Below are 24,206 nucleotides of genomic sequence, written 5' to 3' on the forward strand. Positions count from 1 at the left end.
TGCGCACCGGATGCGTACCGGCGTACGTGAGGCGGCCACCGGGCCCGGCGTCGGTCCCGGGCCGCATCCGGTCCAGCCTAGTCACCCCCCGGCCTCCCGGTGGCGATCAATCGGGTGGCGAAGCACCCCTGTCCATCGGGTATTGTTTACGTCGTTGCCACGGAGCACCGCCGAAAGGCGGTTCGAGGGCAGCAACCCCGGCGGTGTGCCCGAGCGGCCAAAGGGAGCAGACTGTAAATCTGCCGGCTCAGCCTTCCCAGGTTCGAATCCTGGCGCCGCCACACTGGGGAAGACCCCCTCCGGACTGCGGAAGCAGTGCGGAGGGGGTCTCTTCGTGTCCGCGGGTGCTTGCTGTTCGGGGGCGGAAGGGCCGGGGCACACTGACCTCATGTCGTCCCGTCGTCGCCCCTGCCCCGAGTGCCGTCGTGAGATCGCCGTCGTCGCCGGGCGGTACGCGCGGCACGACCCGCCCGGCGCGCGGGGGAGCGGGGAACTGACCTCCTGCCCCGGGTCGCGCAGGCACGCCCCGCTGGGGGCGGAACAGCCCTCGCTGGACGGGTACGTGGTGCCCGAGTTCCCGGGGCAGATGCCGCTGTTCTAGCGGCTGCGGCGCGATTCAGCCGCCGGCCACCGACTTCACCGCCACCGACACCGGTGCGGGTCCGCTGATCAGCTCCAGGGTCAGGCCGGCCGTCGCCGGGGTGTCCACCAGTTCCGCCAGCACGGCGGCCACGTCGTCGCGCGGGACCGGGCCGCGGCCCGTGTGGGCCTCCAGGCGGACCAGACCGGTCCCCGCGTCATTGGTGAGCTGTCCCGGCCTCAGGACCGTCCAGTCCAGGGCGTCCAGACCACGCACGTACGCGTCCGCCTCACCCTTGGCGCGCAGATACACGTCGAAGACCTCGTCGCCCTCGTGGGCCGGGTCCGCGCCCATGGACGACACGATCACGAAACGCCGTACGCCCGCGCGGACCGCCGCGTCGGCGAAGAGGACCGCCGCGGCCTTGTCCACCGTCTCCTTGCGGCCCGCGCCGCTGCCCGGACCGGCGCCCGCCGCGAACACCGCCGCGTCCGCGCCCTCCAGCCGCTCCGCGACCTCCTCCACCGACGCCGACTCCAGGTCGAGCACGACCGGTTCGGCTCCCAGCCGGCGCAGTTCGTCGGCCTGTTCGGGCTTGCGGATGATGCCCGCCGCCTCGTCCCCGCGCGCGGCGAGCAGCCGCTCCAGCCGTAGCGCGATCTGACCATGACCACCAGCGATGACAATGCGCATGCCTCCGACCGTACGCCGGGGCGACCTGATCCGCCGCGCAACGCCCTCGGGTCCCACCCGCCGTTACGCTGGCCCCCGCCCCTGCCGCGGCAGACCCGGTTCCACCTCCACCTCCACCTCGACCTCCGCCGCCGAACCGCAGTACTCCCGCACCGCACTCGTCCGGGCCACCACCCGCCCCGCGTGCACCACGATGCGGCTGTACGCCAGCGACAGCGCCCCCGGGAGCCCGTCCCCGCGGACCGCCAGCAACTCGGCCGGGAACCCCGCCTCCACCCGTACCTCGGGCAGCCCCAGGGCCGCCCGCGCCGACGAACTCACCGCCGCGTAGGCGTCCTGGGCGGACAGCCCGTGCCGGGAGGCCAGCAGATACGCCGCCTCCAGCGGATCGCCCCGGCCCACCGCATTCGACACGTCCCGCAGGGCACCGCTCCCGGCGGCCACCCGCACTCCGGCCGAGCGCAGCAGCCGTACCGGAGCCACGCCCCGGCGGTCCACGGCGCCGCAGCCGCCCTGCGGCAGGCACACCACCGTCACCCCGGCCGCCGCGAGCCGGTCCGCGGTCCGCGCCGCCACCTCGGCGGGCAGCCGGGCGAGACCTCCGCACGGGCCGAGCGCCACCCCGGGCCGCAGCCCGCCCGCCATCGCCGTCAACCGGGCCAGGCGGGCCGGGTCGCCGGCGTCGGTGTGCAGGTCGACGGGGCAGCCGTGTTCGGCGGCGACCTCCAGCACCGCCTCCACATATCCCGTGGGGTCGGGGTCGAGATCCGGACAGCCGCCCACCACGGACGCGCCCATCTTCAGCGCGTCCCGCAGCACCGCGAGCCCGTCCGCCCCGGCCACCCCGGTCAGCACGCGCGGCATCGCCACCGTCGTCAGCTCCGCCAGCCCGCGCAGCGAGCGCCGCGCCCGCAGTACGGCGGTCAGCGCGCCGAGCCCGGCCACATCGCCCACCCGCACATGCGCCCGTAGGGCCGTGGCCCCGTGCCCGAGCTGGAGCAGCGCCGCCTCCGTCGCGCGGCGCCGCACGTCCCCGGGGTCGTGGGAGACGGGGCCGTCGTCGGTGGCGGACAGGGCCGTGTCCGCGTGGGCGTGGGGTTCGGCGGGGGCCGGCAGGAGCAGATAGCCGGTCAGGTCGACCCGGGTGCCGCACGCGCGCGTGCCGTCCGCCGTGAGACTGCCCGCCGTACCGACCGCCTCGATGCGCCCGCCTCCCAGCCGCACGTCCACGATCCGGCCGTCGGTGAGACGCGCACCCGACAGCAGCAGCGGGGCGGGGTCGGCCGGACCCGGGCCCGAGGACGAGGGCGGTCGGGCCGGTGGCTGCGGCCGGCTGTCGGGCATCGCGCTCCAGGGGCTCGGGCTGCGCACGGAGGGCAAGGTCACGCAGGCAAGATCACGCAGAGTGAGTCGAGCCTAGGCCGACGGCCCGCCCCTCGCCGGGAGGAGCCCAATAGTCGTACCGGCGTGGTCCCGCGCCGGAGACAGGGGGCCGAAACGGATTTGGGCGAACGGCGGCGGACCGTGTAATGTCTTCATCGCTCGCCCCAATAGCTCAGTCGGCAGAGCGTCTCCATGGTAAGGAGAAGGTCAACGGTTCGATTCCGTTTTGGGGCTCTGGTGTGTGAGGTTCCCGCCGCGAGGCGGGGCCCGATCGCATCAAAGCGGTGTAGCTCAGTCGGTAGAGCAAGCGGCTCATAATCGCTGTGTCACCGGTTCAAGTCCGGTCACCGCTACAGACAGTAGCCGATTGCGGGGTCGGTCCTTCGATCGGCTACTCTTCTTGCGTTAATACAGTCAATCCGTTCGTCAAGGAGCACTCACGTGGCTGCCACCGACGTCCGCCCGAAGATCACGCTGGCCTGCGTGGAGTGCAAGGAGCGGAACTACATCACCAAGAAGAACCGGCGTAACAACCCGGACCGTCTTGAGATGAAGAAGCACTGCCCGCGTTGCAACGCGCACACCGCGCACCGCGAAACGCGATAAAACAGGCTCGTACACGAGGCCGTCCCCCCACTCGGGGGGCGGCCTCGTGTCGTTTTGCCCACCGGCCGACCATGGTCAGGACCGGCCGCCCGCAGTCAGACACAGGAGGTGCCGCGCGCATGGCGCTCGACCAGTCCTTCGTGGGGCGGAGCTATCCGCCCACCGAGCCCTACGAGGTGGGCCGGGAGAAGATCCGCGAGTTCGCCGAAGCAGTGGGTGACAACAACCCGGCCTACACGGACGCGGAGGCCGCCAAGGCGCTGGGCCACCCCGATGTGATCGCCCCGCCGACCTTCGTGTTCGCCATCACCTTCAAGGCCGCCGGTCAGGTCATCGCCGACCCGCAGCTCGGCCTCGACTACAGCCGGGTGGTGCACGGCGACCAGAAGTTCTCCTACCACCGGCCGGTGCGCGCCGGCGACCGGCTCAGCGTCACCTCGACCATCGAGACGATCAGGTCGATGGCCGGGAACGAGGTGCTGGACATCCGGGGCGAGGTGCACGACCAGGCCGGCGAGCACGTCGTGACCGCCTGGACCAAGCTGGTCGCCCGCGCGGCAGAGGAGGCGTGAACACCACCATGACGGCGAAGATCTCCTACGCCGACGTCGAGGTCGGCACCGAGCTGCCCGCACAGACGTTCACCGTGACCCGGGCCACCCTCGTCCAGTACGCGGGCGCCTCCGGCGACTTCAACCCCATCCACTGGAACGAGAAGTTCGCCAAGGAGGTCGGCCTCCCCGACGTCATCGCGCACGGCATGTTCACCATGGCCGAGGCGATCCGCGTGGTGACCGACTGGGTGGGCGACCCCGGCGCCGTCGTCGAGTACGGCGTCCGCTTCACCCGTCCCGTCGTCGTCCCCAACGACGACCAGGGCGCCACCATAGAGGTCCGCGGCAAGGTCGCCGCCAAGCTCGACGACAACACGGTCCGCGTCGACCTCACCGCGATCCACGGCGGACAGAAGGTCCTCGGGATGTCGCGGGCGGTCGTCCGGCTGGGCTGACCCGAACCGGTCGGGGGAGGGGGCTGTCGGTGCCGTCTCGTAGTCTTGAGCGCGTGCAGGAACTCCACGACGCCCCCCTCGCCCCGCTGACCACCTTCCGGCTGGGCGGTCCCGCGACCCGGCTGGTCACCGCGACGACCGACGACGAGGTGATCGCCGTCGTCCGCGAGGCCGACGACAGCGGCACACCGCTGCTGATCATCGGCGGCGGCTCCAACCTGGTCATCGGCGACAAGGGCTTCGACGGCACCGCCCTCGTCGTCGCCACCAAGGGCTTCACCCTGGACGGCACGCGTCTGGAGCTGGCGGCAGGCGAGGTTTGGACCGACGCCGTCGCCCGCACCGTGGAGGCGGGCCTGGCCGGCGTCGAGTGCCTGGCCGGCATCCCCGGATCGGCGGGTGCCACGCCGATCCAGAACGTCGGGGCGTACGGCCAGGAGGTCTCCTCCACCATCACCGAGGTCGTCGCCTACGACCGCCGGGCCGGCGAGGCGGTCACCCTCGGCAACGAGGAGTGCGCCTTCTCGTACCGCCACAGCCGCTTCAAGGCCGACCCCGAGCGTTATGTCGTCCTGCGCGTCCGCTTCGAACTGGAGGACGCCGGCGGTCTCTCCGGTCCCGTCAAGTACGCGGAGACGGCCCGCGTCCTCGGTGTCGCGCCGGGCGACCGGGTGCCCCTGGCCACGGCCCGCGAGACGGTCCTGGGGCTGCGCGCCGGCAAGGGCATGGTCCTGGACCCCGACGACCACGACACCTGGTCGGCCGGTTCCTTCTTCACCAACCCGATCCTCGACGACGAGGCGTTCGCCGCGTTTCGCACGCGTGTGCGGGAGCGGCTCGGTGACGGGGTCGAGGCCCCCGCGTACCCGGCGGGCGAGGGCCACACCAAGACCTCCGCGGCCTGGCTGATCGACAAGGCCGGCTTCACCAAGGGGTACGGTCATGGGCCGGCCCGCATCTCCACGAAGCACACCCTCGCCCTCACCAACCGGGGCGACGCGACCACCGAGGACCTCCTGGCCCTCGCCCGCGAGGTCGTCGCGGGTGTGCGCGAGGCGTTCGGCATCACCCTGGTCAACGAACCGGTCACGGTGGGCGTGAGCCTCTAGGGGCCTCTCGGCGATCACGCCGGGCCCCGCGGGGCCGTGTCCGCGGCCCAGCAGCGAAATCCCCGTTGCCGCCCGGCGCGCGTGCCCGCGATCCTGGGGCCGTGAGGCCCACCGCATGCGCCTGAGACTGCGCCAGTTCCGTCCCCGTACGGGCCCGCGCGAGCACCGCGTCGTCCAGCCCCGGCACCCCCTGCGCCACACGTCCTTGCGCGCCCCGGAGCCCATCGGCCTGCTCCTCGGCGACCACGACGGACTGAACCGCCTCGCCGGCCTGTTCTCTTTCGCCGCCTACTCCCGCCACACGATCGTCCACGTGCCCCTGCGCGACGGCGTCCCACCCGACGAGGGCCACGGCGAACCGGTCGACCTCGTCCTGGCCCACCACTCCTACGGACTGCGCCCCAGCACGTGGCCCAGGCTGCGCCGCTCGCTGGGACCGGGCACGCCCCTGACCGTCCGGACCGACGAGGCGCGCACGGACCGCGACGCCGCAGCCTGGCGCCGACGCGCAGGACGCCCCGACCACCCGGACGAGCTGCGGCACACCCACCACGCACGCACGCTGTTCCTCTTCGGCAGCCGGGACGTCTTCGCCGAGGCCGCCATGTCCTGCGCCTACGCGGCGGGCTGGGGGCCGCGCCAGAAGGGCGTCGCCCAGGGCCGGGCGGCCCTCGTGACGGGGATCCCGGGCCTGACGCAGCAGCCCGGCGGCGGACACCCGCACGAGATCCTGCTCTGCTTCAAGCCGTATCCGCCCTACGCCCACTTCAAGCGGCCGGGGTGACCCGGGGCGGGCGGAGTGACGCTCCCGGCGCTCGCGCGGTGCCTCCCCCACTCTTACCTCCCGCTCGAGCGGGAGGTACCCCCACCGCCCACCCTCCCCCACTCTCGGCTTCGCTCGAGCGGGAGGTACCCCCGTCGCCCTGGGGGTACCTCCCAGGCCCTTGAGGCACTGGGGGAGGCACGACTGCCCGCAGCTACGTGGTGAGCCAGGCGTCCACGCCTGACAGGAGCTTCGCCTTCACGTCCTCCGGGGCCGCCGAGCCGCGTACCGACTGGCGGGCCAGTTCCGCCAGCTCCGCGTCCGTGAAGCCGTGGTGGAGGCGGGCCAGTTCGTACTGGGCCGCCAGGCGGGAGCCGAAGAGGAGGGGGTCGTCCGCGCCGAGGGCCAGGGGGACCCCCGCCTCGAACAGGGTGCGCAGGGGGACGTCCTCCGGTTTGTCGTACACGCCCAGCGCCACGTTCGAGGACGGGCACACCTCGCAGGTCACCTGGCGGTCCGCGAGCCGCTGCAACAGCCGCGGGTCCTCCGCCGCCCGCACGCCGTGCCCGATCCGGTGAGCCTCCAGGTCGTCCAGGCAGTCCCGCACCGACGCCGGCCCCGTCAGCTCGCCCCCGTGCGGCGCGGACAGCAGCCCGCCGTCCCGGGCGATCGCGAACGCCCGGTCGAAGTCGCGGGCCATCCCACGCCGCTCGTCGTTGGAGAGCCCGAACCCGACGATCCCCCGGTCGGCGTACCGCACCGCCAGCCGGGCCAGCGTGCGCGCGTCCAGGGGATGCTTCATCCGGTTCGCGGCCACCAGCACCCGCATGCCGATCCCGGTGTCCCGGGCCGCCGTGTCCACAGCGTCCAGGATGATCTCCAGCGCCGGGATCAGCCCGCCCAGCCGGGGCGCGTACGACGTCGGGTCCACCTGGATCTCCAGCCAGCCCGAGCCGTCCCGCAGGTCCTCCTCCGCCGCCTCCCGCACCAGCCGCTGGATGTCCTCGGGCTCCCGCAGGCACGAGCGCGCGGCGTCGTACAGCCGCTGGAAACGGAACCAGCCCCGCTCGTCCGTGGCCCGCAGCCTCGGCGGCTCCCCGCTGGTCAGCGCGTCGGTCAGCGCCTCGGGCAGGCGCACGCCGTACTTGTCGGCCAGTTCCAGCAGGGTGGTGGGCCGCATGGACCCGGTGAAGTGCAGGTGCAGATGGGCTTTCGGCAGCTCAGAGACATCACGTACACGCTCCATTCGCCGATCCTGCCGCACGCCCCCGCCGTCCCGGTAGCGCTTTCCCCTTTCGTGGTCTTGCTCGCACAAACGAACAGGGGCGCCCGGAGTCAATCCGGGCGCCCCTGGAGCAAGGAGAGGTCAGTCCCGTGCCTCCGCCAGCAGCTTCTGGATCCGGCTCACGCCCTCGACGAGGTCCTCGTCGCCCAGCGCGTACGACAGCCGCAGATAGCCCGGCGTACCGAACGCCTCACCGGGCACCACCGCGACCTCGGCCTCCTCCAGGATGAGCGCCGCCAGCTCGACCGAGTCCTGCGGCCGCTTGCCCCGGATCTCCTTGCCGATCAGCGCCTTCACCGAGGGGTAGGCGTAGAACGCGCCCTCCGGCTCCGGGCAGACCACGCCGTCGATCTCGTTGAGCATCCGGACGATGGTCTTCCGCCGGCGGTCGAAGGCCTCGCGCATCGTCGCGACCGCGTCCAGGTCGCCGGAGACGGCGGCGAGAGCGGCCGCCTGGGCGACGTTGGAGACGTTGGAGGTGGCGTGCGACTGGAGGTTGGTCGCGGCCTTCACCACGTCCTTCGGGCCGATGACCCAGCCGACCCGCCAGCCCGTCATCGCGTACGTCTTCGCCACACCGTTGACCACGATGCACTTGTCGCGCAGCTCGGGCAGGAGCGCCGGCAGCGACACGGAGACGGCGTCGCCGTAGACCAGGTGCTCGTAGATCTCGTCGGTCAGCACCCACAGGCCGTGCTCGACGGCCCAGCGGCCGATCGCCTCGGTCTCGGCCTCGCCGTAGACCGCGCCGGTCGGGTTGGAGGGGGAGACGAAGAGGACGACCTTCGTCTTCTCCGTGCGGGCCGCCTCCAGCTGCTCCACGCTCACGCGGTAGCCGGTCGTCTCGTCGGCGACGACCTCGACCGGGACACCGCCGGCCAGCCGGATCGACTCGGGGTACGTCGTCCAGTAAGGCGCCGGGACGATGACCTCGTCGCCCGGGTCGAGGATCGCGGCGAAGGCCTCGTAGATGGCCTGCTTGCCGCCGTTGGTGACCAGGATCTGGGACGGGTCGACCTCGTAGCCGGAGTCGCGCAGCGTCTTGGCGGCGATGGCGGTCTTCAGCTCCGGCAGACCGCCGGCCGGCGTGTAGCGGTGGTACTTGGGGTTCTTGCAGGCCTCGATCGCGGCCTCGACGATGTAGTCCGGCGTAGGGAAGTCCGGCTCACCGGCGCCGAAGCCGATCACCGGCCGCCCGGCGGCCTTCAGTGCCTTGGCCTTGGCGTCCACGGCGAGGGTGGCCGACTCGGAGATGGCGCCGACTCGGGCGGAGACCCGGCGCTCGGTGGGAGGGGTTGCAGCGCTCATGGGGCCCATCGTTTCAGACCGGAAACCCACGCGGCACGGGGGTTTCACAGACTGAACAGGACCGGGCAAACCACTGAACACCAGTCCGGATCGACCCCGGCGGGGCCATGTGGCCAGGACGATCTTCCGCCGTTGTGCCACCGGGGTGATCCGTCGCGGCCACTTTCTGTTCGACGCCCGGCCCAGGAACACGTACACTCTCACCTCGTTGGCCTTCAGCGGCCCGCGATCAGCCGGTGCACACCAAGCATCCGGTTGGATGCGGTACGTTGGGGGACACACAAAGGGTCGTAGCTCAATTGGTAGAGCACTGGTCTCCAAAACCAGCGGTTGGGGGTTCAAGTCCCTCCGGCCCTGCTACACACACCTTCGCCAGGATGTGTGCGCATGTACGTACAGCAATGCACCGCCGTGCGGCTCAGACCGGGCGCGGCACGGCCACGACCCGGAATCAGGTGAGGACGAGTGACGGACGCCGTGGGCTCCATCGACATGCCTGATGCCCAGGACGAAGCGCCGGATTCCAAGAAGACCCGCAAGGGCGGCAAGCGGGCCAAGAAGGGTCCGCTGAAGCGCCTCGCGCTCTTCTACCGCCAGATCGTCGCGGAGCTCCGCAAGGTTGTCTGGCCGACCCGCAACCAGCTGACGTCGTACACGACCGCAGTGATCATCTTCGTCGTGCTGATGATCGGCCTGATCACCCTGATCGACTATGGCCTCAGCCACGCCGCCAAGTACGTCTTCGGCTGAGCCGAGAGCGAAGAGCGCCGAGGTACCCGGCGCTCCTTTCGCATGTTCCACCCCTATGTATCCAGGAAGAAGCAGCCACCGTGTCTGACCCGAACGTGAACGACGCCGTCGAGCCTTACGGCGAAGGGGCCGAGTCCGCCGAGGACGCGCTCGCCGCCGTCGAGGGCGCGGACGTCGAGGACACCGAGGCCTCCGCCGAGGCCGAGGCTGCCGGCACCACCGAGGACGAGACCGCCGAGGCGGACGAGACCGAGGAGGCCGCGGAAGCGGCCGAGGAGGAGCCCGAGGACGACCGCGACCCCGTCGAGAAGCTCCGCGAGGAACTGCGGACGCTGCCCGGCGAGTGGTACGTCATCCACACCTACGCGGGCTACGAGAACCGGGTGAAGACCAACCTGGAGCAGCGCGCCGTCTCGCTGAACGTCGAGGACTACATCTTCCAGGCCGAGGTGCCGCAGGAAGAGGTCGTCCAGATCAAGAACGGCGACCGCAAGACGATCAAGCAGAACAAGCTCCCGGGTTACGTCCTGGTCCGCATGGACCTGACGAACGAGTCCTGGGGCGTCGTCCGCAACACCCCCGGTGTCACCGGCTTCGTGGGCAACGCCTACGACCCGTACCCGCTGACGCTGGACGAGATCGTCAAGATGCTCGCCCCGGAGGCCGAGGAGAAGGCCGCCCGCGAGGCCGCGGAGGCCGAGGGCAAGCCCGCTCCGCAGCGCAAGGTCGAGGTCCAGGTGCTGGACTTCGAGGTCGGCGACTCGGTCACCGTCACCGACGGTCCGTTCGCCACGCTCCAGGCGACCATCAACGAGATCAACCCCGACTCCAAGAAGGTCAAGGGCCTGGTGGAGATCTTCGGCCGCGAGACGCCGGTCGAGCTCTCCTTCGACCAGATCCAGAAGAACTAGCCCTTCTGGCACACAGCGTCCGAGCAGGTCGGGTGAACGGTCGCACGTTCGCCTGACCTGCTCGGTTTTTGGCCGCGCATCCATACCCGTTATCGTTGTGCGGTATGCCTGCGTCCGGGTTGTCCCCCTGACGCGGGCAGGACCCGAATCGAAAGGACCCGGAGAGCCATGCCTCCCAAGAAGAAGAAGGTCACGGGGCTCATCAAGCTCCAGATCCAGGCCGGTGCCGCGAACCCGGCCCCGCCGGTCGGCCCCGCGCTGGGTCAGCACGGCGTGAACATCATGGAGTTCTGCAAGGCCTACAACGCCGCGACCGAGTCGCAGCGCGGCTGGGTCATCCCGGTGGAGATCACGGTCTACGAGGACCGTTCCTTCACCTTCATCACCAAGACCCCGCCGGCCGCCAAGATGATCCTCAAGGCCGCGGGCGTGGAGAAGGGCTCCGGCGAGCCGCACAAGACCAAGGTCGCGAAGATCACGCGTGACCAGGTCCGTGAGATCGCCACCACCAAGATGCCCGACCTCAACGCCAACGACCTGGACGCCGCCGAGAAGATCATCGCCGGCACCGCCCGTTCCATGGGCGTCACGGTCGAGGGCTGACCTCCACCCCCGTAAGCCAAGCAGTAGTGGAAGGGCCGGCTCGGCCCGGACCACGACTCCTCAGATTCCACAGGAGCTTTCAGTGAGCAAGCGCAGCAAGTCTCTCCGCGCTGCGGACGCCAAGATCGACCGGGAGAAGCTGTACGCCCCGCTCGAGGCCGTCCGTCTCGCCAAGGAGACGTCCACGACCAAGTTCGACGGCACCGTCGAGGTCGCCTTCCGTCTGGGTGTCGACCCGCGCAAGGCCGACCAGATGGTCCGTGGCACCGTGAACCTCCCGCACGGCACCGGTAAGACCGCCCGGGTCCTGGTCTTCGCGACCGGTGACCGTGCCGAGGCCGCGCGTGCCGCGGGCGCCGACATCGTCGGCGCCGACGAGCTGATCGACGAGGTGTCGAAGGGCCGTCTGGACTTCGACGCCGTCGTCGCCACCCCGGACCTCATGGGCAAGGTCGGCCGCCTCGGCCGTGTGCTCGGTCCCCGTGGTCTGATGCCGAACCCCAAGACCGGCACCGTGACCCCGGACGTCACCAAGGCCGTCAACGACATCAAGGGCGGCAAGATCGAGTTCCGCGTCGACAAGCACTCGAACCTGCACTTCATCATCGGCAAGACGTCGTTCGACGACACCAAGCTGGTGGAGAACTACGCCGCGGCGCTGGAGGAGATCCTCCGTCTGAAGCCGTCCGCCGCCAAGGGCCGCTACATCAAGAAGGCCGCCATCACCACCACGATGGGCCCCGGCATTCCGCTCGACTCCAACCGCACCCGCAACCTCCTCGTCGAGGAGGACCCGGCCGCCGTCTGAGCCGGGCGGGCCTGACAACCGGCCCGTGCATGCTGTGAAAACCGGTCCCGTGCCCTCAACGAAGGCGCGGGGCCGGTTTTTTGTTACGCCAGTGTCAGTCGGGTGGGTTACGGTTCCTTTGCATTCACAGACGTAGCACAGCGAACAACCAGGGGTGGGATTCATGGGCATGGCCGCATGGAAGCGCGCGGGTGTCTCTCTGACGGCCGCGGCCGTCGTCGTGGGCCTCGCGGGCTGTCAGGACGGTGACGGGGGCGGGAAGAAGAAGGCCGCCGACTCGTCCGAGTCCAAGGTCCAGACGCAGAACCAGGCGACCGAGGTGCTCCAGGCCGCCTTCAAGAAGACCTCGGAGGCCAAGTCCTCCAAGGTCCGGATGACCATGACGATGCCGGCCGGGGTGGACGGCGGCGGCACCATGGAGATGTCCGGCGTACAGGGCTGGGACCCGGCCGTGATGGACGTCACGATGAAGGGCTCCATGCTCACGGCGGGCGACCCGGAGGCTCCCGAGCAGGTCCGCATGATCATGCTCGACAACGTCATGTACATGGACATGGGGGCGGCGCAGGCCGCCGAGATGGACGGCAAGCGCTGGATGAAGATGGACTTCGCCGCCATCGCCGAGGCGTCCGGTGACGCCGAGATGCAGAAGCAGATGACCGGTGGCCTGGAGAACATGAACCAGGACCCGGCACAGCAGCTCGCGCTGCTGCTCGAGTCGCCGAACCTGAAGCACGTGGGCCCGGAGAAGGTCGGCGGCGTCCAGGCGCAGCACTACAAGGGCACCCTGAGCTTCGAGGAGATGCTCGACGCCAACAAGAACACCGACAGCCTGCTCTCCGCGGAGGAGCGCGAGAAGCTGATCGCCAACGTCGAGAAGACGGGGCTGAAGGGCTACGACACCGAGGTCTGGGTCAACGAGGACAACTACCCGGTCCGGATGGTCGTCGGCATGCAGATGCCGCAGGGCACGATGAAGATGACGGCCGACTACTCCGACTACGGTGCCAAGGCCGACGTCGAGGCGCCGGCGGCGAAGGACACCTTCGACCTCATGGAGATGCTGGAGGGCCTGGAGGAGCTGGGCGCCGACTCCGAGGCCGGTCTCGGAGCATGACGCCTCCGGGGCTCCGATGCCCCGGCTCGGCCGATTTGCCTGACGCCGATCCGTTCGCGTACTCTTCCACGGAAGCCAAAGACCGCTGGTCGTTGCCGTGCGCTCGTCAGAGGGCGCGGTGGCCGAAGGATCCGCTGAACTGCGGACGACCCGCGCAGGTGTCAGTGGAAGAGTTCCCGGAGCTCGCTGCCGCGAGTACGCGAGTGACCGGTTGAGCTACGCCCCGTGCGCCTGCGCCCGGGGCGTTTCGTTTTCCCCAGTCCTCCTTCGGGTCCGCGCGGTCCGAATCACCCGGAAGGAGGCCGAGGCTCTATGGCGAGGCCCGACAAGGCTGCCGCGGTTGCCGAGCTGACGGACAAGTTCCGCAGCTCCAACGCCGCCGTGCTGACCGAGTACCGCGGTCTCACCGTGGCGCAGCTCAAGACGCTGCGCCGTTCGCTCGGTGAGAACGCCCAGTACGCCGTGGTGAAGAACACGCTGACCAAGATTGCGGCCAACGAGGCCGGGATCACGCTCGACGACCAGCTCTTCGCTGGCCCGACGGCTGTCGCCTTCGTCACCGGTGACCCGGTGGAGTCGGCGAAGGGTCTTCGTGACTTCGCCAAGGACAACCCGAATCTCGTCATCAAGGGCGGTGTCCTTGACGGCAAGGCGATGTCCGCCGACGAGATCAAGAAGCTTGCGGACCTCGAGTCCCGCGAGGTTCTGCTCGCCAAGCTGGCGGGCGCTTTCAAGGGCAAGCAGACGCAGACTGCTCAGCTCCTCCAGGCGCTCCCGTCGAAGCTCGTCCGCACCGTGGACGCGCTCCGTGCCAAGCAGGCCGAGCAGGGCGGTGCCGAGTAATTCGGCTCGCTTTCCGATCCTCGCCGCGTGAACCGCACGCAGTGAGGGTCGATGCGGGCCCGACGTACGCCCGCCTCACCCCGTACATCCGGCACCTGCCGATTTAGTGGAAGGACCGCCATCATGGCGAAGCTCAGCCAGGAAGACCTGCTCGCGCAGTTCGAGGAGATGACCCTCATCGAGCTCTCCGAGTTCGTGAAGGCCTTCGAGGAGAAGTTCGACGTCACCGCCGCCGCCGCGGTCGCCGCCGTCGCCGCCCCGGGCGCCCCGGGTGCCCCGGCCGAGGCCGAGGCCGAGAAGGACGAGTTCGACGTCATCCTCACCGGCGCCGGCGACAAGAAGATCCAGGTCATCAAGGTCGTGCGTGAGCTGACCTCCCTGGGTCTGAAGGAGGCCAAGGACCTCGTCGACGGCACCCCGAAGCCGGTCCTCGAGAAGGTCAACAAGGAGACCGCCGACAAGGCCGCCGAGTCCCTCAAGGGCGCCGGCGCCTCCGTCGAGGTCAAGTAAGACCTTCCGGGTCCCACAGGGCCCCCTGCGCGTCCCCAGGGACGTGTAACGCTCAAGCGCTGAGGAGCGATCATCCATCCGGGTGGTCGCTCTTCGGCGTATCGGGGGGTCCGGCGGCGGCTGCCTTGCACGCGTGACGGCGAGGGGTATGGTGATCTTCGTTGTGCCTCCCGGGGGCCGCGAGGATCGGCCTGGTGGCAGGCGGTTCCGGCAAGGGGGGCCTTGACGAACCGCACGCAGCGCGCAATTCTCAGGACGCGTCGTCACAAGGATCCGAATCCGAGGCATGGATCGACGGCAAAGAGGGCAGTATCAACGTGCGTTGAGGGCAGCGCCTTGTCGCAGGAGTTGAGAACAACGAGGGCCTCCACCGGTCTCGTAAACCGGCATTGGACATCAGTGTGCCAAGTGGCTACACTGACCCTTTGCGCTGCCTGTTAGCTGTCCCCTGCCCGTCACCAGGGGCATGCCCTCACTCGAGCATTGACGACTAGATCATCTCTGACCTGGGATGTCTGTCTCTCTGCCCAGTGGGGGGCCGGTACGCGCGTAGTGAGTCCGAGCCCTCGGAAGGACCCCCTCTTGGCCGCCTCGCGCAACGCCTCGACCGCGAATACGAACAACGGCGCCAGCACCGCCCCGCTGCGCATCTCCTTTGCAAAGATCAAGGAGCCTCTCGAGGTTCCGAACCTGCTCGCGCTGCAGACCGAGAGCTTCGACTGGCTGCTCGGCAACACCGCCTGGCAGAGTCGGGTCGAGGAGGCTCTCGAGAACGGGCAGGACGTCCCCACCAAGTCCGGTCTGGAGGAGATCTTCGAAGAGATCTCCCCGATCGAGGACTTCTCCGGGTCGATGTCCCTGACCTTCCGTGACCACCGCTTCGAGCCGCCGAAGAACTCCATCGACGAGTGCAAGGAGCGCGACTTCACGTACGCGGCCCCGCTCTTCGTCACCGCCGAGTTCACCAACAACGAGACCGGCGAGATCAAGTCCCAGACCGTCTTCATGGGCGACTTCCCGCTCATGACGAACAAGGGCACCTTCGTCATCAACGGCACCGAGCGTGTCGTGGTGTCCCAGCTCGTCCGCTCGCCCGGTGTCTACTTCGACTCCAGCATCGACAAGACGTCCGACAAGGACATCTTCTCCGCCAAGATCATCCCCTCCCGGGGTGCCTGGCTGGAGATGGAGATCGACAAGCGCGACATGGTCGGCGTCCGCATCGACCGCAAGCGCAAGCAGTCCGTGACCGTCCTCCTGAAGGCGCTCGGCTGGACCACCGAGCAGATCCTCGAGGAGTTCGGCGAGTACGAGTCCATGCGCGCCACCCTGGAGAAGGACCACACCCAGGGCCAGGACGACGCGCTGCTCGACATCTACCGCAAGCTCCGTCCGGGCGAGCCCCCCACGCGTGAGGCCGCGCAGACCCTGCTCGAGAACCTCTACTTCAACCCCAAGCGCTACGACCTCGCCAAGGTCGGCCGCTACAAGGTGAACAAGAAGCTCGGCGGGGACGAGCCGCTGGACGCCGGTGTGCTCACCACCGACGACATCATCGCTACCATCAAGTACCTGGTGAAGCTGCACGCCGGCGAGACCGAGACGGTCGGCGAGTCCGGTCGCTCGATCATGGTCGAGACCGACGACATCGACCACTTCGGCAACCGTCGCATCCGTAACGTCGGCGAGCTGATCCAGAACCAGGTCCGTACGGGTCTCGCCCGTATGGAGCGCGTCGTGCGCGAGCGCATGACCACCCAGGACGTCGAGGCGATCACGCCGCAGACCCTGATCAACATCCGGCCGGTCGTCGCCTCCATCAAGGAGTTCTTCGGCACCAGCCAGCTGTCCCAGTTCATGGACCAGAACAACCCGCTGTCGGGCCTGACGCACAAGCGTCGTCTCAACGCCCTCGGCCCGGGTGGTCTCTCCCGTGAGCGGGCCGGCTTCGAGGTCCGTGACGTGCACCCGTCGCACTACGGCCGCATGTGCCCGATCGAGACGCCGGAAGGCCCGAACATCGGTCTGATCGGCTCGCTCGCCTCGTACGGCCGGATCAACCCCTTCGGCTTCATCGAGACGCCGTACCGCAAGGTCGTCGAGGGCCAGGTCACCGACGAGGTCGACTACCTGACCGCCGACGAGGAGGACCGCTTCGTCATCGCGCAGGCCAACGCCCCGCTCAACGACGAGCTGCGGTTCGTGGAGAACCGGATCCTGGTCCGCCGCCGTGGCGGCGAGGTCGACTACGTCCCCGGTGACGACGTCGACTACATGGACGTCTCGCCGCGCCAGATGGTGTCGGTCGCGACCGCCATGATCCCGTTCCTCGAGCACGACGACGCCAACCGTGCCCTCATGGGCGCGAACATGATGCGCCAGGCCGTGCCGCTCATCAAGAGCGAGTCCCCGCTCGTCGGCACCGGCATGGAGTACCGCTCCGCCGTCGACGCCGGCGACGTGGTCAAGGCCGAGAAGGACGGTGTGGTCCAGGAGGTCTCCGCGGACTACATCACCACCGCCAACGACGACGGCACGTACATCACGTACCGCCTGGCCAAGTTCTCCCGGTCCAACCAGGGCACCTCGGTCAACCAGAAGGTCATCGTCAACGAGGGCGACCGGATCATCACCGGCCAGGTCCTCGCCGACGGTCCCGCCACGCAGAACGGCGAGATGGCGCTCGGCAAGAACCTGCTGGTCGCGTTCATGCCGTGGGAGGGTCACAACTACGAGGACGCGATCATCCTGTCGCAGCGCCTCGTGCAGGACGACGTCCTCTCCTCGATCCACATCGAGGAGCACGAGGTCGACGCCCGTGACACCAAGCTCGGCCCCGAGGAGATCACCCGGGACATCCCGAACGTCTCCGAGGAGGTCCTCGCCGACCTCGACGAGCGCGGCATCATCCGTATCGGTGCCGAGGTCATCGCCGGTGACATCCTCGTCGGCAAGGTCACGCCCAAGGGTGAGACCGAGCTGACGCCCGAGGAGCGCCTGCTCCGCGCGATCTTCGGTGAGAAGGCCCGTGAGGTCCGTGACACCTCGCTGAAGGTGCCGCACGGCGAGACCGGCAAGGTCATCGGCGTGCGCGTCTTCGACCGCGAGGAGGGCGACGAGCTTCCCCCCGGTGTGAACCAGCTGGTGCGCGTCTACGTCGCGCAGAAGCGCAAGATCACCGACGGTGACAAGCTCGCCGGCCGTCACGGCAACAAGGGCGTCATCTCCAAGATCCTGCCCATCGAGGACATGCCGTTCCTCGAGGACGGGACCCCGGTCGACATCATCCTCAACCCGCTGGGTGTGCCGTCCCGAATGAACCCGGGACAGGTCCTGGAGATCCACCTCGGCTGGCTCGCCAGCCGCGGCTGGGACGTCTCCGGCCTTGCGGAGGAGTGGGCCGAGCGGCTCCAGGCGATCGGCGCCGACAAGGTCGAGCCCGGCACCAACGTGGCCACCCCGGTCTTCGACGGTGCGCGTGAGGACGAGCTCGCGGGTCTGCTCCAGCACACCATCCCGAACCGCGACGGCGAGCGCATGGTGCTCCCGACCGGCAAGGCGCGGCTGTTCGACGGCCGCAGCGGTGAGCCGTTCCCGGACCCGATCTCGGTCGGCTACATGTACATCCTGAAGCTGCACCACCTGGTCGACGACAAGCTGCACGCCCGTTCGACCGGTCCGTACTCCATGATCACCCAGCAGCCGCTGGGTGGTAAGGCTCAGTTCGGTGGCCAGCGGTTCGGCGAGATGGAGGTGTGGGCACTCGAGGCGTACGGCGCCGCCTACGCGCTCCAGGAGCTGCTGACCATCAAGTCCGACGACGTCACCGGCCGCGTGAAGGTCTACGAGGCCATCGTCAAGGGCGAGAACATCCCCGAGCCCGGCATCCCCGAGTCCTTCAAGGTCCTCATCAAGGAGATGCAGTCCCTGTGCCTGAACGTGGAGGTGCTGTCCAGCGACGGTATGTCCATCGAGATGCGTGACACCGACGAGGACGTCTTCCGCGCTGCGGAGGAGCTCGGCATCGACCTGTCCCGGCGCGAGCCGAGCAGCGTCGAAGAGGTCTGACGGGAGTGGGGTGGCCCGGTGAACTCCGGGCCGCCCGCCCCAGGACCCCCGTTTCAGACCCCAAGACTTACGACCCTGAGAGGGATTGACGCATAGTGCTCGACGTCAACTTCTTCGACGAGCTCCGGATCGGCCTGGCCACCGCGGACGACATCCGTCAGTGGAGCCACGGCGAGGTCAAGAAGCCCGAGACCATCAACTACCGCACCCTCAAGCCCGAAAAGGACGGACTCTTCTGCGAGAAGATCTTCGGTCCGACCCGGGACTGGGAGTGCTACTGCGGCAAGTACAAGCGCGTCCGCTTCAAGGGCATCATCTGTGAGCGCTGCGGCGTCGAGGTCACGCGCGCCAAGGTGCGCCGTGAGCGGATGGGCCACATCGAGCTGGCCGCCCCCGTCACGCACATCTGGTACTTCAAGGGCGTTCCGTCGCGGCTGGGCTACCTGCTCGACCTCGCCCCGAAGGACCTGGAGAAGGTCATCTACTTCGCGGCGTACATGATCACGTACGTCGACGAGGAGCGCCGCACCCGCGACCTGCCCTCGCTGGAGGCCCACGTCTCCGTCGAGCGCCAGCAGATCGAGAACCGCCGGGACGCCGACCTGGAGGCCCGCGCCAAGAAGCTCGAGACCGACCTGGCCGAGCTGGAGGCCGAGGGCGCCAAGGCCGATGTGCGCCGCAAGGTGCGCGAGGGTGCCGAGCGTGAGATGAAGCAGCTGCGCGACCGCGCGCAGCGCGAGATCGACCGCCTCGACGAGGTGTGGAACCGGTTCAAGAACCTCAAGGTCCAGGACCTCGAGGGCGACGAGCTGCTCTACCGCGAGCTGCGCGACCGCTTCGGCACGTACTTCGACGGCTCGATGGGTGCCGCGGCGCTCCAGAAGCGCCTGGAGTCCTTCGACCTCGACGAGGAGGCCGAGAAGCTCCGCGAGATCATCCGTACCGGCAAGGGCCAGAAGAAGACCCGTGCGCTCAAGCGCCTCAAGGTCGTCTCCGCGTTCCTGCAGACCAGCAACAGCCCCAAGGGCATGGTGCTCGACTGCGTGCCGGTCATCCCGCCGGACCTGCGTCCGATGGTGCAGCTGGACGGTGGCCGCTTCGCGACCTCCGACCTGAACGACCTGTACCGCCGTGTCATCAACCGCAACAACCGCCTGAAGCGGCTTCTCGACCTCGGCGCGCCCGAGATCATCGTGAACAACGAGAAGCGCATGCTCCAGGAGGCCGTGGACGCGCTCTTCGACAACGGCCGTCGTGGCCGTCCGGTGACCGGTCCCGGTAACCGCCCGCTGAAGTCCCTCAGCGACATGCTGAAGGGCAAGCAGGGCCGCTTCCGTCAGAACCTGCTCGGTAAGCGTGTGGACTACTCCGCGCGTTCCGTGATCGTCGTCGGTCCGCAGCTGAAGCTGCACCAGTGCGGTCTGCCGAAGGCGATGGCGCTGGAGCTCTTCAAGCCGTTCGTGATGAAGCGCCTGGTCGACCTGAACCACGCGCAGAACATCAAGAGCGCCAAGCGCATGGTCGAGCGCGGCCGCACGGTCGTGTACGACGTGCTGGAAGAGGTCATCGCGGAGCACCCGGTCCTGCTGAACCGTGCGCCCACGCTGCACCGCCTCGGCATCCAGGCCTTCGAGCCGCAGCTGGTCGAGGGCAAGGCCATCCAGATCCACCCGCTCGTCTGCACCGCGTTCAACGCGGACTTCGACGGTGACCAGATGGCCGTGCACCTGCCGCTGTCCGCGGAGGCGCAGGCCGAGGCCCGCATCCTGATGCTGTCCTCGAACAACATCCTCAAGCCGGCCGACGGCCGTCCGGTGACGATGCCGACCCAGGACATGGTCCTCGGTCTGTTCTTCCTCACCACCGACGGCGAGATGCGCGACCTCAAGGGCGAGGGCCGTTCCTTCGCCTCGGTCGCGGAGGCGATCATGGCCTTCGACGCGGGCGAGCTGTCGCTCCAGTCGAAGATCGACATCCGCTTCCCGGTGGGCACCATCCCGCCGCGCGGCTGGACCCCGCCGGCGCGCGAGGAGGGTGAGCCCGAGTGGCAGCAGGGTGACAGCTTCCGGCTGAACACCACGCTGGGCCGCGCGCTCTTCAACGAGCTGCTGCCCGAGGACTACCCGTTCGTCGACTACGAGGTCGGCAAGAAGCAGCTCTCGGAGATCGTCAACGACCTCGCCGAGCGCTACCCCAAGGTCATCGTGGCGGCGACGCTCGACAACCTGAAGGCGTCCGGCTTCTACTGGGCCACCCGTTCCGGCGTGACCGTGGCCATCTCCGACGTCGTCGTTCCCGAGGCGAAGAAGGAGATCGTCAAGGGCTACGAGGCGCAGGACGAGAAGGTCCAGAAGCAGTACGAGCGCGGTCTGATCACCAAGGACGAGCGCACGCAGGAGCTCATCGCGATCTGGACCAAGGCGACCAACGAGGTCGCCGAGGCGATGAACGACAACTTCCCGAAGACCAACCCGATCTTCATGATGGTGAACTCGGGCGCACGAGGCAACATGATGCAGATGCGTCAGATCGCCGGTATGCGTGGTCTGGTGTCGAACGCGAAGAACGAGACGATCCCGCGTCCGATCAAGGCGTCGTTCCGTGAGGGCCTGTCCGTGCTGGAGTACTTCATCTCCACGCACGGTGCCCGTAAGGGTCTGGCGGACACCGCTCTGCGTACCGCCGACTCGGGTTACCTCACCCGTCGTCTGGTCGACGTCTCCCAGGACGTCATCATTCGCGAGGAGGACTGCGGCACCGACCGCGGTCTGCGCCTCAAGATCGCGAGCCGGGACGAGGCGGGCGTGCTCCGCAAGGAGGGCGATGTCGAGACCTCCGTGTACGCGCGCTGCCTCGCCGAGGACATCGTGGTCGACGGCCAGGTGCTGGCCCCGGCCGGCACCGACCTGGGCGACGTCCTCATCGAGGAGCTCGTCTCCCGCGGCGTCGAGGAGGTCAAGACCCGCTCGGTCCTGACCTGCGAGTCCGCCGTCGGCACCTGCGCGATGTGCTACGGCCGTTCGCTGGCCACCGGCAAGCTGGTCGACATCGGTGAGGCGGTCGGCATCATCGCCGCCCAGTCCATCGGTGAGCCCGGCACCCAGCTGACGATGCGTACCTTCCACACCGGTGGTGTGGCCGGTGACGACATCACCCAGGGTCTGCCGCGTGTCGTCGAGCTCTTCGAGGCCCGTACCCCGAAGGGTGTCGCCCCGATCTCCGAGGCCTCCGGCCGCGTGCGGATCGAGGAGACCGAGAAGACGAAGAAGCTCGTCGTCACCCCGGACGACGGCAGCGACGAGACGGCGTACCCGATCTCGAAGCGCGCCAAGGTCCTGGTCGGCGAGGGCGACCACGTCGAGGTGGGCCAGCAGCTCACGGTGGGTGCCACCAACCCGCACGACGTGCTGCGCATCCTGGGTCAGCGTGCCGTCCAGGTCCACCTGGTCGGCGAGGTCCAGAAGGTCTACAACTCGCAGGGCGTGTCGATCCACGACAAGCACATCGAGATCATCATCCGGCAGATGCTGCGCCGTGTGACGATCATCGAGTCGGGCGACGCCGAGCTGCTGCCCGGCGAGCTGGTCGAGCGTTCGAAGTTCGAGACCGAGAACCGTCGTGTGGTCCAGGAGGGCGGTCACCCGGCCTCCGGTCGTCCGCAGCTGATGGGTATCACCAAGGCCTCGCTGGCGACGGAGTCCTGGCTGTCGGCCGCCTCCTTCCAGGAGACGACCCGAGTGCTGACGGACGCGGCGATCAACGCCAAGTCCGACAGCCTCATCGGCCTCAAGGAGAACGTCATCATCGGTAAGCTCATCCCGGCCGGTACGGGTCTGTCCCGTTACCGCAACATCCGGGTCGAGCCGACCGAGGAGGCCAAGGCCGCGATGTACTCGGCCGTCGGCTACGACGACATCGACTACTCGCCGTTCGGCACGGGCTCCGGCCAGGCCGTTCCGCTGGAGGACTACGACTACGGTCCGTACAACCAGTAAGGCGTACGTCTGAAGCACTGAGGGGCGGTCACTCCGTACGGGGTGGCCGCCCCTCGGCGTTGCCCGGTGCCGAACCCGTGCCGGATCGTCCGCCCGAGCGCATCATGGAGGGACCCGGATCGACGGGGGAGATGGTGCTCGGTGTCGTATTCGCCGTATCCGCAGGGGCAGCCCTGGCAGCGAGGGCCCGGTGTGCCCCAGCCCTGGGGCGGGCAGCCGTGGGGCGGGCAGGTCGCCGCCCCGTCGATGCGCGCCTCGCACGCCGACCGGGAGCGGGCCGTGGACGTCCTGAGAGCCGGATACGGCGAGGGACGGCTGGAGAAGCCCGAGTTCGACCGGAGGGTCGCGCGGGCGTACGAGGCCCGTACGGTGGGGGAGCTGGCGCTGCTGGTGGCCGACCTGCCGCAGGGGCCCGTACCGCACGCCGCGCCCGCCGTTCCGGCGGTGTTCCTGCCGGCGCCCCGGGTGCGGGTGAACGGCAAGGCGGTCGCCTCCGCCGTGTGCGGCGGGCTCTGCCTGCTCACCTTCGGGCTCACCGGCATTCCGGCGGTGATCCTGGGGCACGCGGCGCGGGCGGAGATCGCCCGCACGGGTGAGGAGGGCGACGGACTGGCCCTGACCGGCCTGGCGCTCGGCTGGCTGGCGAACGGCGCGTGGGCGGTTCTGATGCTGCTGTCGTTCGCGCTGGCGCTGGCTTCCGGTTGACAATGGAAGATCATTGGCGGGTTACGTATTTGACGCGGCGCGCATGGTCATGCGGGTCGGCCCCATTTGTTTTGACCGCAGCGAATGCGATAGGTACGCTCAGACCTTGTGCCTGGGGTGTGCCCTGGCCCTCGTGCGTGCCATCACACCGCACCGGGGCTGAGTAACGGCCACCGCAATCCGCGCTTCTTTCTGCCTTGCGGTGGAAGTCCGCGGCATTCGACACACCCGACCGCGTGGGTCGGCGACGTTCCAGGTTAGCTGTACCCATCGGCACACAGAAACCGGAGAAGTAGTGCCTACGATCCAGCAGCTGGTCCGCAAGGGCCGGCAGGACAAGGTCGAGAAGAACAAGACGCCCGCACTCGAGGGTTCCCCTCAGCGCCGTGGCGTCTGCACGCGTGTGTTCACGACCACCCCGAAGAAGCCGAACTCGGCCCTGCGTAAGGTCGCGCGTGTGCGTCTGACCAGCGGCATCGAGGTCACGGCCTACATTCCGGGTGAGGGACACAACCTGCAGGAGCACTCCATCGTGCTCGTGCGCGGCGGCCGTGTGAAGGACCTGCCGGGTGTTCGCTACAAGATCATCCGCGGTTCCCTCGACACCCAGGGTGTCAAGAACCGCAAGCAGGCTCGCAGCCGTTACGGCGCCAAGAAGGAGAAGTAAGAATGCCTCGTAAGGGCCCCGCCCCGAAGCGCCCGGTCATCATCGACCCGGTCTACGGTTCTCCTCTGGTGACCTCCCTGATCAACAAGGTGCTGCTGAACGGCAAGCGCTCCACCGCCGAGCGCATCGTCTACGGCGCCATGGAGGGTCTGCGCGAGAAGACCGGCAACGACCCGGTCATCACGCTCAAGCGCGCTCTCGAGAACATCAAGCCGACCCTCGAGGTCAAGTCCCGCCGTGTCGGTGGCGCCACCTACCAGGTGCCGGTCGAGGTCAAGCCCGGCCGTGCCAACACCCTGGCGCTGCGCTGGCTGGTCGGTTACTCCCGCGCCCGTCGCGAGAAGACCATGACCGAGCGTCTGCTCAACGAGCTCCTCGACGCCAGCAACGGCCTGGGTGCCGCTGTGAAGAAGCGCGAGGACACGCACAAGATGGCCGAGTCCAACAAGGCCTTCGCGCACTACCGCTGGTAGTCGCAGACCCCATCGAGACC

The 24,206-nt window shown here is 68.8% G+C and carries 22 protein-coding genes and 4 tRNA genes; 22 read left to right on the forward strand and 4 right to left on the reverse strand.

Going from position 1 to position 24,206, the window contains the following annotated elements; all coding sequences use genetic code 11:
* Positions 1 to 199: 199 nt before the first annotated feature.
* Together ACZ470_RS04760 and ACZ470_RS04765 are read left to right on the forward strand one after the other, a co-directional pair.
* Positions 200 to 281 (forward strand) — tRNA-Tyr (locus ACZ470_RS04760).
* Between the two features lie 107 nt (positions 282 to 388).
* Positions 389 to 601: a hypothetical protein gene (locus tag ACZ470_RS04765; protein ID WP_468424439.1), complete on the forward strand. Its 213-nt coding sequence runs from the start codon at positions 389 to 391 to the stop codon at positions 599 to 601.
* Between the two features lie 15 nt (positions 602 to 616).
* Here ACZ470_RS04765 and ACZ470_RS04770 read toward each other — a convergent pair whose 3' ends face one another.
* A complete protein-coding gene (locus ACZ470_RS04770; protein WP_468424441.1) occupies positions 617 to 1,273 on the reverse strand; it encodes an NAD(P)H-binding protein in 657 nt (218 codons plus the stop codon).
* 63 nt (positions 1,274 to 1,336) lie between these two features.
* Positions 1,337 to 2,617, reverse strand: a complete 1,281-nt coding sequence (locus tag ACZ470_RS04775) for an amidohydrolase family protein (protein WP_468425179.1) — start codon at positions 2,615 to 2,617, stop codon at positions 1,337 to 1,339.
* Between the two features lie 200 nt (positions 2,618 to 2,817).
* On the opposite strand from ACZ470_RS04775, the gene ACZ470_RS04780 reads away from it, so the two are divergent.
* The 7 genes from ACZ470_RS04780 to ACZ470_RS04810 all read left to right on the forward strand — a co-directional run bounded on the left by ACZ470_RS04780 (position 2,818) and on the right by ACZ470_RS04810 (position 6,164).
* Positions 2,818 to 2,890, forward strand: a tRNA-Thr gene (locus tag ACZ470_RS04780).
* Positions 2,891 to 2,936: 46 nt separating this feature from the next.
* Positions 2,937 to 3,009: transfer RNA gene (locus ACZ470_RS04785), tRNA-Met, on the forward strand.
* Positions 3,010 to 3,097: 88 nt separating this feature from the next.
* Positions 3,098 to 3,262 (forward strand): 50S ribosomal protein L33, encoded by a 165-nt coding sequence (gene rpmG, locus ACZ470_RS04790; RefSeq protein ID WP_003948671.1) that lies wholly within the window; start codon positions 3,098 to 3,100, stop codon positions 3,260 to 3,262.
* Between the two features lie 119 nt (positions 3,263 to 3,381).
* On the forward strand, positions 3,382 to 3,834 hold the full coding sequence (locus ACZ470_RS04795) for an FAS1-like dehydratase domain-containing protein (protein WP_468424443.1): 453 nt from the start codon (positions 3,382 to 3,384) through the stop codon (positions 3,832 to 3,834).
* Between the two features lie 8 nt (positions 3,835 to 3,842).
* Positions 3,843 to 4,271, forward strand: a complete 429-nt coding sequence (locus ACZ470_RS04800; protein ID WP_468425181.1) for a MaoC family dehydratase — start codon at positions 3,843 to 3,845, stop codon at positions 4,269 to 4,271.
* A 53-nt stretch (positions 4,272 to 4,324) separates the two neighbouring features.
* Positions 4,325 to 5,380: a UDP-N-acetylmuramate dehydrogenase gene (locus ACZ470_RS04805; protein WP_468424444.1), complete on the forward strand. Its 1,056-nt coding sequence runs from the start codon at positions 4,325 to 4,327 to the stop codon at positions 5,378 to 5,380.
* 115 nt (positions 5,381 to 5,495) lie between these two features.
* The gene (locus ACZ470_RS04810) at positions 5,496 to 6,164 is read left to right on the forward strand and encodes a hypothetical protein (protein ID WP_468424446.1); all 669 of its coding nucleotides are present in this window, start codon (positions 5,496 to 5,498) and stop codon (positions 6,162 to 6,164) included.
* Positions 6,165 to 6,357: 193 nt separating this feature from the next.
* Here the strand turns inward: ACZ470_RS04810 and ACZ470_RS04815 are convergent, their stop codons facing one another.
* Together ACZ470_RS04815 and ACZ470_RS04820 are read right to left on the reverse strand one after the other, a co-directional pair.
* A complete protein-coding gene (locus ACZ470_RS04815) occupies positions 6,358 to 7,389 on the reverse strand; it encodes an adenosine deaminase (protein WP_468424448.1) in 1,032 nt (343 codons plus the stop codon).
* A gap of 120 nt (positions 7,390 to 7,509) precedes the next feature.
* Entirely contained in the window at positions 7,510 to 8,736 is a 1,227-nt protein-coding gene (locus tag ACZ470_RS04820) for a pyridoxal phosphate-dependent aminotransferase (RefSeq protein ID WP_468424450.1), read from the reverse strand.
* 284 nt (positions 8,737 to 9,020) lie between these two features.
* On the opposite strand from ACZ470_RS04820, the gene ACZ470_RS04825 reads away from it, so the two are divergent.
* The 13 genes from ACZ470_RS04825 to rpsG all read left to right on the forward strand — a co-directional run bounded on the left by ACZ470_RS04825 (position 9,021) and on the right by rpsG (position 24,186).
* Positions 9,021 to 9,093: transfer RNA gene (locus tag ACZ470_RS04825), tRNA-Trp, on the forward strand.
* 108 nt (positions 9,094 to 9,201) lie between these two features.
* On the forward strand, positions 9,202 to 9,486 hold the full coding sequence (secE, locus tag ACZ470_RS04830; RefSeq protein WP_468424452.1) for a preprotein translocase subunit SecE: 285 nt from the start codon (positions 9,202 to 9,204) through the stop codon (positions 9,484 to 9,486).
* Between the two features lie 80 nt (positions 9,487 to 9,566).
* On the forward strand, positions 9,567 to 10,397 hold the full coding sequence (nusG, locus tag ACZ470_RS04835) for a transcription termination/antitermination protein NusG (protein ID WP_468424454.1): 831 nt from the start codon (positions 9,567 to 9,569) through the stop codon (positions 10,395 to 10,397).
* Positions 10,398 to 10,565: 168 nt separating this feature from the next.
* Positions 10,566 to 11,000, forward strand: a complete 435-nt coding sequence (gene rplK, locus ACZ470_RS04840) for a 50S ribosomal protein L11 (RefSeq protein ID WP_006130605.1) — start codon at positions 10,566 to 10,568, stop codon at positions 10,998 to 11,000.
* An 82-nt stretch (positions 11,001 to 11,082) separates the two neighbouring features.
* Positions 11,083 to 11,808 (forward strand): 50S ribosomal protein L1, encoded by a 726-nt coding sequence (gene rplA, locus ACZ470_RS04845; RefSeq protein WP_004927356.1) that lies wholly within the window; start codon positions 11,083 to 11,085, stop codon positions 11,806 to 11,808.
* Positions 11,809 to 11,971: 163 nt separating this feature from the next.
* A complete protein-coding gene (locus ACZ470_RS04850) occupies positions 11,972 to 12,925 on the forward strand; it encodes an SCO4651 family lipoprotein (protein WP_468424456.1) in 954 nt (317 codons plus the stop codon).
* A 312-nt stretch (positions 12,926 to 13,237) separates the two neighbouring features.
* Positions 13,238 to 13,768, forward strand: a complete 531-nt coding sequence (gene rplJ / locus ACZ470_RS04855; RefSeq protein ID WP_468424458.1) for a 50S ribosomal protein L10 — start codon at positions 13,238 to 13,240, stop codon at positions 13,766 to 13,768.
* A gap of 123 nt (positions 13,769 to 13,891) precedes the next feature.
* Positions 13,892 to 14,278 carry a 50S ribosomal protein L7/L12 gene (rplL, locus tag ACZ470_RS04860; RefSeq protein WP_468424460.1) on the forward strand — a complete coding sequence of 129 codons (387 nt, stop codon included), beginning with the start codon at positions 13,892 to 13,894 and terminating at the stop codon, positions 14,276 to 14,278.
* Positions 14,279 to 14,860: 582 nt separating this feature from the next.
* Positions 14,861 to 18,346, forward strand: a complete 3,486-nt coding sequence (gene rpoB, locus ACZ470_RS04865) for a DNA-directed RNA polymerase subunit beta (RefSeq protein WP_468424462.1) — start codon at positions 14,861 to 14,863, stop codon at positions 18,344 to 18,346.
* A 95-nt stretch (positions 18,347 to 18,441) separates the two neighbouring features.
* Positions 18,442 to 22,341 (forward strand): DNA-directed RNA polymerase subunit beta', encoded by a 3,900-nt coding sequence (locus ACZ470_RS04870; RefSeq protein ID WP_468424464.1) that lies wholly within the window; start codon positions 18,442 to 18,444, stop codon positions 22,339 to 22,341.
* Between the two features lie 141 nt (positions 22,342 to 22,482).
* Positions 22,483 to 23,046, forward strand: a complete 564-nt coding sequence (locus ACZ470_RS04875; protein ID WP_468424466.1) for a DUF1707 and DUF4190 domain-containing protein — start codon at positions 22,483 to 22,485, stop codon at positions 23,044 to 23,046.
* Positions 23,047 to 23,341: 295 nt separating this feature from the next.
* The gene (rpsL, locus tag ACZ470_RS04880) at positions 23,342 to 23,713 is read left to right on the forward strand and encodes a 30S ribosomal protein S12 (RefSeq protein WP_003948652.1); all 372 of its coding nucleotides are present in this window, start codon (positions 23,342 to 23,344) and stop codon (positions 23,711 to 23,713) included.
* 2 nt (positions 23,714 to 23,715) lie between these two features.
* Positions 23,716 to 24,186 (forward strand): 30S ribosomal protein S7, encoded by a 471-nt coding sequence (gene rpsG / locus ACZ470_RS04885; protein ID WP_003998848.1) that lies wholly within the window; start codon positions 23,716 to 23,718, stop codon positions 24,184 to 24,186.
* The last annotated feature ends 20 nt before the right edge of the window (positions 24,187 to 24,206 follow it).

The organism is Streptomyces sp. NPDC031111 (genome assembly GCF_055570675.1).

Excerpts from the sequence above, each read along its gene's own strand:
- ACZ470_RS04765 (WP_468424439.1), top strand. The coding sequence starts at position 389 with ATGTCGTCCCGTCGTCGCCCCTGCCCCGAGTGCCGTCGTGAGATCGCC.
- ACZ470_RS04770 (WP_468424441.1), bottom strand. The coding sequence starts at position 1,273 with ATGCGCATTGTCATCGCTGGTGGTCATGGTCAGATCGCGCTACGGCTG.
- ACZ470_RS04775 (WP_468425179.1), bottom strand. The coding sequence starts at position 2,617 with ATGCCCGACAGCCGGCCGCAGCCACCGGCCCGACCGCCCTCGTCCTCG.
- ACZ470_RS04795 (WP_468424443.1), top strand. The coding sequence starts at position 3,382 with ATGGCGCTCGACCAGTCCTTCGTGGGGCGGAGCTATCCGCCCACCGAG.
- ACZ470_RS04800 (WP_468425181.1), top strand. The coding sequence starts at position 3,843 with ATGACGGCGAAGATCTCCTACGCCGACGTCGAGGTCGGCACCGAGCTG.
- ACZ470_RS04810 (WP_468424446.1), top strand. The coding sequence starts at position 5,496 with ATGCGCCTGAGACTGCGCCAGTTCCGTCCCCGTACGGGCCCGCGCGAG.
- ACZ470_RS04815 (WP_468424448.1), bottom strand. The coding sequence starts at position 7,389 with ATGGAGCGTGTACGTGATGTCTCTGAGCTGCCGAAAGCCCATCTGCAC.
- ACZ470_RS04820 (WP_468424450.1), bottom strand. The coding sequence starts at position 8,736 with ATGAGCGCTGCAACCCCTCCCACCGAGCGCCGGGTCTCCGCCCGAGTC.
- rplK (WP_006130605.1), top strand. The coding sequence starts at position 10,566 with ATGCCTCCCAAGAAGAAGAAGGTCACGGGGCTCATCAAGCTCCAGATC.
- ACZ470_RS04850 (WP_468424456.1), top strand. The coding sequence starts at position 11,972 with ATGGGCATGGCCGCATGGAAGCGCGCGGGTGTCTCTCTGACGGCCGCG.
- rplJ (WP_468424458.1), top strand. The coding sequence starts at position 13,238 with ATGGCGAGGCCCGACAAGGCTGCCGCGGTTGCCGAGCTGACGGACAAG.
- rplL (WP_468424460.1), top strand. The coding sequence starts at position 13,892 with ATGGCGAAGCTCAGCCAGGAAGACCTGCTCGCGCAGTTCGAGGAGATG.
- rpsG (WP_003998848.1), top strand. The coding sequence starts at position 23,716 with ATGCCTCGTAAGGGCCCCGCCCCGAAGCGCCCGGTCATCATCGACCCG.